The following is an 11,252-nucleotide window of genomic DNA, read 5'->3' on the forward strand; positions in this document are numbered from 1 at the left end:
TATGACGCGGAACATGATGCCCGAAATCCACAAGCGGGTGATGGTCACGTCCATTGCCATCATCCTTGCCTTCTCGTTGGGACTTGGTGTGGTGATTAACCAAATTTATGTCAAAAGCTACATTGCCATGTATTCTGCCGATTTGGTGACAGAAGTCCCGCATATCATTGGTGAACTGAGACAGGACAACATGCTACAACTCGGTGAGAACGCACCACATCGCGATCAACCCATTCCCACTCCTACCTCCAAGCAAACCAACTATCTGGCGTTTATCTGTGAACGTGATGGCAATGCTTCCTGGATGTCTTACGGCGCGCGCGATAACGGCATGAAAAATGTCTGCCACCACATTCCCTACTCTCTTTCTGGCCCAGACCTTATCTACTACAACGAACTGCCGTATGTCGTCCACGTTATCTCTGAAGCGACTTACTCGACAGAAGAAGCATTCTTTGTACTTCGTGAAGTCAGCGCCCAACTGGAAAGTTTGTCTCAGATAAGACGTAAGACTTGGTTTTACATGGGGCTATTGTTTTCGATTGCCACAGGTTTACTTTATGCCGCGTCATACTGGAGCTTCAGTCCGCTAAGAAAACTCGCGGGTGAGCTGAATGAAATTGCGGAATCCCGCCGAGAAAAACTGGATTCGGATTACCCTAAAGAATTGGGAGATGTCACAGACGCGCTGAACCGGATGATCACCCTCAGAAAAGAGCAAACCCAACGCTATCGTCATGCGATGGATGATCTCGCTCATAGTCTTAAAAGCCGCCTTGCCGCGACCAATGCGCTACTGGACGACAATACGTTAAGCCGCGAAGCCATGAGCAAACGCATCATAGAACAAGTCAGCCAAATGGATGACATGGTGCAGTACCAACTTAAACGCGCTTTGGTGGGTCAACGAGGTCTGGTTCGCGAAAAAACCGAGCTCAAACCTGTGTTAGACAGCCTCACGGGGATGTTCGCCAAGGTCTACAGTGATAAGCCAGTAAATATCACCACCCGTTTGGAAGCATTGCCTTCTTTGCCGCTCAACAAAGCGGATTTAACCGAGCTACTCGGCAACCTTTTGGAAAACGCATTCCGTTTTTGTATCAGCGAGGTGCGAATCTCAAGCAGCGAGGCCTCAGATCACTATGTGCTGACCATTGAAGACGATGGATTGGGCGTAGAAGAGTCTCTGCGTGAGTCTATTTTCCAACGCGGGGTGCGGGCAGACCAACTTAACCCGGGCACGGGCATCGGATTGGCGGTATGTGACGAAATCGTCGAAAGTTATGGCGGCTCAATCCGTGTCATTGATTCCGAACTGGAAGGTGCTGCCTTTGTGATGATTTTCCCGAAAGTCAGCTAGTCGGCATTGAGTGCCAGTTGTCCCCTAAAGTCTGTTGACACTGGAAACAACAGAAACAAAAAAGGCCGCGATTGCGGCCTTTTCATTGGATTCGGGTTTAGTTATCGGCGTTCAGCAAATCATCTTTTGCAGCCAGTAGATACTGGTACATCGACCAGTAAGTCAGTGCAGTCGCAATATAAAGCGCGGCGTAGCCAACATAAATAATCCACTCACTGTCGCGCCAAAGTAGCATGGTCAGCGCAAACATCTGCGCCGCTGTTTTGAATTTCCCCACCCAGGAAACCGCCACACTGGCGCGTTTGCCCAGTTCTGCCATCCACTCACGCAACGCGGAAATAATCACTTCACGGGCAATCATCGTCGCCGCCGGAATCGTCACCCAAATAGAATTGTAATGTTCAGCAATCAGAACCAGAGCAATTGCCACCATCACTTTGTCGGCTACGGGGTCAAGGAAGGCACCAAAACGGGTAGTTTGTCCAAGGGTACGCGCCAGATAACCGTCCAACCAATCCGTCGCACCGGCGATGACAAAAATCAGAGCAGCAGCGAAAGCTGACCATTCATAAGGCAGATAGAACGCGATAACAAAAACGGGGATTAATGCGATGCGTATAAGGGTCAGGATAATGGGGATATTCAGTCGCATACTTATAATACTTTGTGAGTGACGGCCTATGGTGCTTGAAAGTCATTGCTGTTGCAATGACGAATGAATCTTCTCGGCCAAAACACGACTTATACCCGGCACTTTGGCGATTTCTTCAACAGAAGCCCGCTTAAGTTCCTGAATTCCACCCATGTATTTGAGCAATGCCTGGCGACGTTTCGGCCCAACGCCTTCAATTTCCTGCAACACACTGCTCTTGCGTGCTTTTGCGCGTTTCGCTCTGTGGCCGGAAATAGCATGGTTATGGCTCTCATCACGGATATGTTGGATGAGATGCAGCGCGGGCGAATCAGAAGGCATAGAAAACTCTTCACCCGTCACCTTAATCAAGGTTTCAAGACCCGGGCGTCGAGTTGTCCCTTTCGCCACACCCAGTAACAACGGATGTTTCGGCCAGTCGGCAAGCAGCGGCTTCACCACTTCCCACGCCCGGTTAAGTTGACCCTTACCACCATCAATCAAAATGATGTCGGGGATCTTTTCAGGGTCGACCTGCTTGCTATAGCGGCGCTCTAGCACTTGCGCCATTGCCGCATAGTCATCGCCACCGGTAATGCCGGTAATGTCGTAGCGTCGGTATTCCTGCTTCACCGGCCCATCCTGATTAAACACCACGCATGAGGCGACAGTCTGCTCACCCATGGTGTGGCTGATGTCGAAACATTCCATGCGTTTCACCGATTCAAGCTCCAGCGCTTCTGACAGCACGCTGAACCGGTTATGGATGGTCATCTTGTGGTTGATTTTGCTGGTGAGCGCAGTAGCAGCGTTGGTCTGGGCAAGCTTTAGGAAACGGGCGCGCGCACCGCGAGGTTTGCATTGCAGGTTCACTTTGCGGCCTGCGATGTCAGACAACGCGGTTGCCAGATCGGCCAACTCGTCACCCAAGTCTTGGCCAATCAAAATGCTGGTTGGAATCGTGTTTCCTTCCGCCTGTTTCACATAGAACTGGCCGATAAAGCTCGAAACCAGCTCATTGACATCGGTATCTGCCGGCATTTTCGGGAAGTAGCTGCGGCTACCCAGCACTTTACCTTGACGCAGGAAAAGTACGTGGATACAGGCCACACCGTTTTCGATGGAAACGCCGATAGCATCCAGATCGTCATCGCTGTCTTGCGAAACAAATTGTTGCTCCTGGACGCGACGCAGGGCCTGAATCTGGTCACGATATTCTGCCGCTTTTTCAAACTGCAACGCCTGACTTGCGCCTTCCATCTTCTCCACCAGCGAAGCAATCACCTGCCTGTCTTTGCCTTGCAGGAACAAGCGGGTGAAATTCACCAGCTCATCGTAATCTTCGTCTGAAATAATGCCTTTCACACAAGGGCCAGCACAGCGTTTGATTTGATACATCAAACATGGGCGGGTGCGGTTGGCATAAACGGAATCTTCGCACTGGCGGATGGGGAAAATTTTCTGCAGTAAATACAGGCTTTGGCGTACCGCGCCCGCATCAGGAAACGGACCAAAGTACTCACCTTTACGCTTTTTCGCGCCACGATGTACAGCAATTCGCGGATGTTTGCTCGCAGAAAGGAAGATGTACGGATAAGACTTGTCATCACGAAGCAGTACGTTATAACGCGGTAAGTGTTGCTTGATGAGATTGTGTTCGAGGATCAGCGCTTCCGTTTCGCTGTGTGTGATCGTGACTTCGACGTTGGCGATATTTTTCACCAAGGCACGAGTCTTCTCTCCAGCGACATTAGTACGGAAATAGCTGGAAAGCCGCTTCTTGAGAGATTTGGCTTTACCGACATAAATGATCTCACCCGAAGCGTCCATCATTCGATAGACGCCGGGTTTGTCAGAGACTGTTTTTAGGAAATTTTTGGCATCAAACACAGCGAACAGAAATGGTTAAAGTGTTTCTGTGTCTAGCATACCATGACGAATCGCAAGATGGGTCAGTTCAACGTCACCATTGATACCTAACTTACTGAACAGACGGTAGCGATAGCTGTTGACTGTCTTTGGGCTCAGGTTCAGTTGATCTGAAATGTCAGTCACTTTCTGCCCTTTCGTAATCATCATCATGATTTGAAGCTCGCGCTCTGAAAGGTTTTTGAAAGGATTCTCCTGAGCAGGAGAAAACTGACTTAACGCCATTTGCTGTGCAATTTCCGGCGAAATGTAGCGCTGACCGCTGTTCACCGCGCGAATAGCATTCACCATTTCGCTCGCACCTGCACCTTTAGTGAGATAGCCAGCGGCACCGGCTTGCATCACTTTGGTTGGAAATGGATTTTCTGTATGAATTGTCAGAACAATAATCTTTGCGTCTGGGTTATAGCGTAGGAGCTTTCGCGTCGCTTCCAAACCACCAATACCAGGCATGTTCATGTCCATCAAGATAATGTCTGCATGATTCGCACGACACCACTTGACTGCTTCCTCACCGCTTTCGGCTTCCCCTACCACTTTAACACCACGCTCGTCTTCAAGAAGACGGCGTATCCCTGTGCGAACCAGCTCGTGATCATCTACAAGGAAAACACTTATCAAGCTTGTTTCTCCACTATGATTTTGGCTCGCCATGCGCCGGGATGGCGCTCGACTTTGGATGCATCTTACTTGAGTTTAACCCAACAATAAAAGACCGAACACTTTGATTCTGTGTAAGAGAGCATGTTTTTATAGTGATTCAGTCATAATTTAAACAGCAAAGTGGATGAATCCGATACAGACAGATGATTCACCAGAAATTTTTCCATTGAGTACATAAAGTTACGCGCTGCAACCATTTTGCAGATTTATGAGTGAATATCTAAAAAGCGCGACATACAGATATTCTTAATCAGCATATTTTATGCTTTTTTATGTATGCCATTAGCGTTTACTTACACATTAGGTTGGTGAAATCTGTCTTTTAGGTTCACTTTTCCAGTAAGCCTTCACAGTCACATAAACCATGCAAGGAGTGCAATATAGACATGAAGCTGGGCATTTTACTCTGTGACGACCACTACCCTGACTCTATCCCGACGTACGGACATTACGATGATGCCTTCAAGCGCATGTTTGAAGACAGTTGCATCTCCACATTCCAAAGCTATCGTTGCTACGAAGAAGATTATCCGGCTTCCCCCAATGAATGTGATATCTGGCTGGTCACTGGCAGTAAATGGGGCGTTTATGATACCGATCCCTGGATTGAAGTTGTTGCCCAGTTTGTGCGCGAATGTGATGAGCTTACTCGCCCTATAATTGGCATCTGCTTTGGACACCAAATTATTCACTATGCGCTCGGGGGACGGGTTGAGAAGTCCGCTAAGGGCTGGGGAATGGGCGTGTATCCCATTGAGGTTCAAAACCCAGCAAACAAGCTAGATACCCCACTCTCTGATCAACTCAATTTGATCGCCTGTCATCAAGATCAAGTTCTCTCCCCTGCTTCTGGATTTGAAGTGATTGCTGGCTCAGACTTTTGTCCCGTGGCGATGGCTCAAAAATCTCATACCGTTCTCACGATGCAGTGTCACCCGGAGTTCACACCTGACTTTCTCGCCCAACTCATTGAGCGTCTGAGGGAAAAAGCCGGTGACGAAGTTGTCGACAGCGCACTTGAGTCTTTAAAACGCTTTGGCGAGGGAGATCGAAAGCAGGCCATTTCGTTAATTTTCGATTTTTGCCTCGCCCAAGGAAAAAGTGACAACACCTTAAGGCGATAACGTGCGGCGATTCGTGTCGAATCGCCATTTCGCATTTTCATTTTGCAACCCAAGTTGGCTTCCCGCATTGCATACCGTTTTATCTCTATGAATTAATAACTTAATCACTCTGGCACTCTACTTGCTCTTTCTTGTTTACAGACAAGAAGGAGTGTTGATATGAACAGAGCCTCTACCCTGAAGCAGCCGTTGATCTTTGTCGGACCACCACGTTCCGGCGTCACGCTGATCTCAGATTTAGTCATGCATCACGAAGCCCTGTGTTGGCTTGACGAGAGCTTTGAAAAACACCCTAGATCAGACTTCCAGCACCGACTTTTCAAACGTAAATGTGCATTCAGGAATAAAGCGCTGCAGGATAAATCCTTCTTTGGCTCTCTGGCACGGGAATTCTCTCCCACGCCTTCGGAAGCCATGAACTTCTGGGATGAACACACCCGCGAAGAAATCGATTTTTACCGTGGCTTTTCCCGTGGAAAACACGCCACCCCGGTAGAGATTTCGTCTATCAGAGAAATATTGAGTCGACGCGTTACCCTTTCAGATAAAAGCCGTTTGGCGTTGAGATTCACTGGCCCCTCACGCCTTTGCTATTTGCACAGCATCTTCCCTGATGCCAAGTTTATCAATATCAACCGAGACCCTGCTTCTACGGTGCATTCAATGATTTCTACCGAAGAATGGGAATACCAAGGCAAGAACCTACTTTGGTGGCGGGGAGCTTATTCGTTACAGGAGTTGGCTCAGTACGACCGCCTGCGTGGTCATGCAGTAGCGGGCACAGCGTTCCAGCTTAACAAGCTTATCCAAACCACCAAGCTGGAGGCTTCTGAGCTAGACCTGAATATACTGACGCTGAACTACGAAGATTTTGTCGCATCCCCCGAGCATGTCATGGGACAAATACTGGATTTCGCGGAGCTCTCTTCAAGCAAAACGGTGGATGCTGCGCTCAAGCAAAACGAAATACGCTGCAGCAACAAGGTTCTCAAAATGCCCGCAACCGACGTAAATACCGTGTATACATGGTGCCCGGCAACTTAATGAGCTCTCAGTTTTTTAAGTTTGTAGATACCCAAACCACCTGAATCCTGCATCTTCAGGTTGTTTGGGTATAAGCCATGCGTTTTGCGCATGGCTTATTTGCATCTAATTCATTTGCTTCATATCCACAATATCCCTACCCTACGCGCTTCTTTAACCTATTGGCCATTTCCACGCAGAGTCAACATGTATTCACAATCACTTTTTGCCCAGCTTGTCAGGTGGTTGCTGGTGCTGACAATCACTCTGGTTGGCGTTCAGCATTGCACTCCTCTACAACGCGCTTTTGCCGACTATGCGGTGGATGGTGGTTGCCATCAACATCATCAAATGGATGACCAACACAAAGCCCACGGGTCTCACGCAACACAATAAACAAAGGTAACTTAATGAGTATCTTCCGCTTCCCGCTGCTAGTGTGGCTGGGGATAGGGATTTTGATTATCAGCCTAGGGATCAGGCAATCTTTCGGTATCTTCATGATGCCTATCACAGACACCTTTCAGTCAGGCCGGGAATTTTTCAGCCTTGCTATCGCCCTTCAAAACCTTTTGTTTGGACTTTTCCAACCTTTCGTGGGCATGGCAGCAGACAAATACGGTGCCAAGCGCATCATTACCTTGGGTGGTTTAGCTTATGCCCTAGGTCTTTACCTCACTTCTATGGCCACAGGCACTGGTGTACTTTACATCTCGATGGGTGTTCTGATCGGCTTGGGACTGAGTGCGACCAGCTACGTGATTGTGCTAGGTGCTGTTGCCAAAGTGGTACCGGCAGAACACACCGCGAAAGCGTTTGGCCTGACAACGGCCATGGGATCATTCGGTATGTTTGCCGTTATCCCTGGCGCTCAGTCTCTGCTCGCTAACTATGACTGGCAAACCGCAATGCAAGTGTTTGCGATGTGCTGTACGCTGATGATCGCCTTTGCCGTGTTTATGAAAACGGCAGCGCCTTCATCTGCCTCAGCCGGCCAAAAAGAACCAGAACAAACGCTGAAAGAAGCCATGGCAGAAGCGTTCAGACACCCAGGTTATTGGTTGATCCACGCCGGATTTTTCGTCTGTGGTTTTCAGGTCATGTTTATCGCGACGCACTTACCGAGCTACATCGCTGATAAAGGATTGCCGGGCAACACAGCGGCGATGGCACTGGCCTATGTGGGTATCTTCAATATCTTTGGCTCTTATTTCTGGGGCTTAATGGGCGATAGGTTTAATAAACGTTATGTCATGACCACGCTGTACATGATGCGTGCTGTAGTATTGACCTTGTTTATCACCGTACCACTAACAACACACACCGCGACCTTATTTGGCGCGGCGATTGGTTTCTGTTGGCTGGGAACCGTGCCACTGACTTCTGGTCTGGTCCGTCAGATCTTTGGAGCGCGTTATATGTCGACGCTTTATGGTCTGGTGTTCTTTACTCACCAGATAGGCAGTTTCATAGGTGCCTGGGTTGGCGGTCGCGTGTTCGACTATTACGGCTCTTATGAGCCTATCTGGTGGACAACAGTGGTGCTGGCAATAGCTGCAGCGCTTATCCACCTGCCGATTAACGACAAGCCTGTTGTGCGTCCCGCGCTGCAGAACGCGTAATGATATGAATCCGGGTCATCATGGCCCGGTTTTCCTTTTTTGCCCTTTCTCCATCGAGTCTCCTACCTACTGAAAAATGCTAAAAGTTCAACTGAATTAGGCGCTTGCTCAAAGTTTTATCATTTTGTGTTGGGGTGCCAACGCAGCAAATGCTAATTTTTTGTTAAGACAAGAGCTTTTGAAATTGAGGTGGTGAAATGGGAAAACTGACCACGCATGTTCTCGACACCGCTAGGGGAAAGCCAGCACAAGGTGTCAAAATCTCGCTGTACCGCATCGATGAAGAAGGTCTACATCCAGTGACCACAAGCATCACCAATAATGATGGTAGAACAGATACACCTCTCATCGAAGAAGGTTACCTTATTTCTGGTCAATACCAGCTGGTGTTTGCCACAGCCTCTTATTTCCAACATACCAACGCCCAGCTTGACGCTATCCCTTTCCTTGATGAGATTGTCATTCGTTTCGGCGTATCCGACCATAACCAGCACTATCACGTCCCACTGCTGGTCTCGCCCTATGGGTATTCGACATACCGGGGAAGTTAGATAAAAACTGTCTAGTCCTAAAATAGGTTGACACTTTTTATAAAGCCAGCACGTCGGCTGGCTTTGTTTTACGAGGGATAGTAATCAATTAACCTGTTCTGTTATTCGCCAAGAATCGGATAGGCTTCGGTGTAGATCCAATCATTGGCTTTGGCAGGAACATGGCAGCCAAGACAGTCAGTCTTGTAATCTGCCGAGGCGTTCTTGGTCATGTCATCGGTTTTGAACAATGCCCAACCCCAACCTTCACCCCAAGAGCCATTATCGGAAAAGCGGCCTTCACCGTCTTTCACCATCACAAACCACTGTTTGAGATCGCCGGTCTCATGGCTGACGCCACTGCCCGTCGTATAATTGCCGGTGTTGTGCGCACGCAACTCTTTAACCAGCGTTGCACCATCTGGGAATTTGCCGTTTTTTCGAAACGCTTCCACCGTTTCTTTTTCGGTGTACACACCATGGAAACCGCTAGCGCCGCCCTCTGGTACAAACCAAGATCCTAAATGGACCATATTGGTTCGGAAATCGTTCGGGAAGCTGATGTTTCCTTTTTCATCCACGTAAGGTGAAAACGCATCGTTCGCAGCAAGCGCACTAAACGCTGTACCAGTGGCAAGCAAGCCGATAAGAAATGCCTTTTTCATAAATGACTCCATTACTTTCTTATTATTTCAGGCTAGAGCTGTGTCCGCCGCTTGCTGCCTCACCTTTCGCTTTGCCCGCACGCAGCACTGGGTAGTACTGAGTGAATACAAAGTCATCAGCCGCTGCTGCTTGGTGACAAGCGTTACAAGCTGCTGCAGGAAAAGCTTTCGCAGTATCAGTCAGCGCACTATGGTCAGGCGTTGAAAAGCTGTAGTAAGACCAGTTACCCGGCTCATCTGGGTTCAGGCTTTTGCTTTTAATGGTGGCTTCCAAGCCAATGTAGTCACCCTGAAAATAACCATTACCACTGACTGCAGCCTTGCTTCCCACACTGACGAGCTCTTTGATGATGATGGTGCCATCTCTGAACTCACCCTTCTCTTTCCACACCGCCCAACTTTCTGGGTCAATGTAAACGTTGTGATGCTCTGGGAAAGCCGCTTTGCCGTTGTTCATATCATTCGGTGTCACAGGCGTACCGACATACACCCACTCGCGGTAGCCAGTTGGTCTCTGAAGTTCACCGTCTTTGACAGTGAAATACTCTTTGGCAAATGCCGAAGTAGATACGAAACCGCCAGCTATAATCATTGAAGCCACAGTTAGTAGTGCTGCCTTGGTGTTTTTTACATCCATTTTCTCACCTCTAGTACAGTTGAGGTGCACCATCTTGGCACACCTTGCGTTAGTCTAAGCTAAATTACATAGCCATGATGTTACTAAGGGAATCAGAACGGTGCCTCAACGAATCAAAAGCGAAGAAACCTTTAATTATCTGTCCGATGTCTTTGAAACTCTTAGATTTAAAGGCAGCATTTTCTTCAGTTCCGATCTCAGTGCACCTTGGGGCATAGCACTGGAGAAACGCGAGTTTCCACGCTTTCATATCACACTCAAAGGAAACTGTTTTGTAGGTTTGGATAGCAATAAGCCTTTTCTCGCAAATGAGATGGATGTGTTTCTGTTACCGGGAGGTGATGCGCACTGGTTAGCGGACTCTCCCGACAATAAAAAGACCCTGAGTGACATCGCCATCGACGCTTGCGAACTGGGAAAACCGCTGTTTCAGGAAGGACCTACTACCCACAAACTGATGTGTGGACTCATCATGTTTGATGCCGGACTCAGCCACCCGGTAGTTGACGCTTTACCCCCAGTAATCCATATCAAGGATATTGGACACGACACAACAATTTGGCGCCTCGTAATATCCATCGATAAAGAAATTTCGGAGCATGGATACAGGGAAAATCCTATTGTCGATAAACTTTCAGAAGCGTTATTTTTAAAGCTTTTGTCTCACTATTTAAACGAAACCACTGAAAGTTTTAGTTTTATCAAAGCAGTAAAAGATAAACGTATTCATGAAGCCTTGATGCTGATGCATCGCGAGCCCGGTAAAGACTGGACACTCGAAGAGATTGGAAGGCACGTCGGTATGTCGAAAGCGACACTGGTTCGCCATTTTCAAGATGCGTTGGGTATGGCACCCATCGCCTACCTTAGCCACTGGCGTCGCTTAAAGGCCTACAACGCTTTGAAATACACCAATGACCCCATCGACAAAATCGCGCTCTCTCTCGGTTTTACTTCTGGACGGACACTAAGTCGCGCATTGGTGCGAGAAATGGGCCTGACTCCTGCAGACATCAGGCAGCAAAACGAATGAAAAAGGGAGCCATCTGGCTTAATGCATGTGAATTA

General features: G+C 48.3%; 12 protein-coding genes. 7 read left to right on the plus strand and 5 right to left on the minus strand.

Translation table 11 applies throughout. From position 1 onward, the window contains the following. The first annotated feature begins 1 nt into the window (after nucleotide 1). Entirely contained in the window at nucleotides 2–1,360 is a 1,359-nt protein-coding gene (locus RN22_RS16990; RefSeq protein WP_046306048.1) for an ATP-binding protein, read from the plus strand. 97 nt (nucleotides 1,361–1,457) lie between these two features. On the opposite strand, the gene pgsA is transcribed toward RN22_RS16990, so the two are convergent. From pgsA to uvrY, 3 genes are read right to left on the minus strand one after another with little or no spacing between them, the layout of a single operon-like run. After that, nucleotides 1,458–2,012 (minus strand): CDP-diacylglycerol--glycerol-3-phosphate 3-phosphatidyltransferase, encoded by a 555-nt coding sequence (gene pgsA / locus RN22_RS16995; RefSeq protein WP_046306050.1) that lies wholly within the window; start codon nucleotides 2,010–2,012, stop codon nucleotides 1,458–1,460. 42 nt (nucleotides 2,013–2,054) lie between these two features. Continuing rightward, complete coding sequence (gene uvrC, locus RN22_RS17000; protein ID WP_082111429.1) at nucleotides 2,055–3,881, minus strand: excinuclease ABC subunit UvrC; 1,827 nt, start codon at nucleotides 3,879–3,881, stop codon at nucleotides 2,055–2,057. Nucleotides 3,882–3,896: 15 nt separating this feature from the next. After that, entirely contained in the window at nucleotides 3,897–4,541 is a 645-nt protein-coding gene (gene uvrY / locus RN22_RS17005) for a UvrY/SirA/GacA family response regulator transcription factor (protein WP_002541347.1), read from the minus strand. 428 nt (nucleotides 4,542–4,969) lie between these two features. Here uvrY and RN22_RS17010 point away from each other — a divergent pair, with 428 nt between their 5' ends. From RN22_RS17010 to uraH, 5 genes are all read left to right on the plus strand, one after another. Further along, nucleotides 4,970–5,707, plus strand: coding sequence for a gamma-glutamyl-gamma-aminobutyrate hydrolase family protein (locus RN22_RS17010; RefSeq protein WP_046306053.1), 738 nt, complete (start codon nucleotides 4,970–4,972; stop codon nucleotides 5,705–5,707). A 159-nt stretch (nucleotides 5,708–5,866) separates the two neighbouring features. Further along, nucleotides 5,867–6,751: a sulfotransferase gene (locus tag RN22_RS17015; RefSeq protein ID WP_046306055.1), complete on the plus strand. Its 885-nt coding sequence runs from the start codon at nucleotides 5,867–5,869 to the stop codon at nucleotides 6,749–6,751. Between the two features lie 186 nt (nucleotides 6,752–6,937). Beyond that, nucleotides 6,938–7,126, plus strand: coding sequence for a hypothetical protein (locus RN22_RS24740; protein ID WP_082111430.1), 189 nt, complete (start codon nucleotides 6,938–6,940; stop codon nucleotides 7,124–7,126). A gap of 14 nt (nucleotides 7,127–7,140) precedes the next feature. Then, the gene (locus RN22_RS17020; protein ID WP_046306057.1) at nucleotides 7,141–8,352 is read left to right on the plus strand and encodes an MFS transporter; all 1,212 of its coding nucleotides are present in this window, start codon (nucleotides 7,141–7,143) and stop codon (nucleotides 8,350–8,352) included. Nucleotides 8,353–8,549: 197 nt separating this feature from the next. After that, the gene (gene uraH / locus RN22_RS17025) at nucleotides 8,550–8,903 is read left to right on the plus strand and encodes a hydroxyisourate hydrolase (protein ID WP_046306060.1); all 354 of its coding nucleotides are present in this window, start codon (nucleotides 8,550–8,552) and stop codon (nucleotides 8,901–8,903) included. Between the two features lie 101 nt (nucleotides 8,904–9,004). Here the strand turns inward: uraH and RN22_RS17030 are convergent, their stop codons facing one another. After that, nucleotides 9,005–9,547, minus strand: a complete 543-nt coding sequence (locus RN22_RS17030; protein ID WP_046306062.1) for a cytochrome P460 family protein — start codon at nucleotides 9,545–9,547, stop codon at nucleotides 9,005–9,007. A gap of 22 nt (nucleotides 9,548–9,569) precedes the next feature. Next, nucleotides 9,570–10,184 (minus strand): cytochrome P460 family protein, encoded by a 615-nt coding sequence (locus RN22_RS17035; protein ID WP_002541337.1) that lies wholly within the window; start codon nucleotides 10,182–10,184, stop codon nucleotides 9,570–9,572. Nucleotides 10,185–10,284: 100 nt separating this feature from the next. Here RN22_RS17035 and RN22_RS17040 point away from each other — a divergent pair, with 100 nt between their 5' ends. Continuing rightward, nucleotides 10,285–11,217, plus strand: coding sequence for an AraC family transcriptional regulator (locus tag RN22_RS17040; protein WP_082111431.1), 933 nt, complete (start codon nucleotides 10,285–10,287; stop codon nucleotides 11,215–11,217). Nucleotides 11,218–11,252 lie beyond the last annotated feature (35 nt).

This window comes from Grimontia sp. AD028, from assembly GCF_000973155.1.
Classification (GTDB): domain Bacteria; phylum Pseudomonadota; class Gammaproteobacteria; order Enterobacterales; family Vibrionaceae; genus Enterovibrio; species Enterovibrio indicus.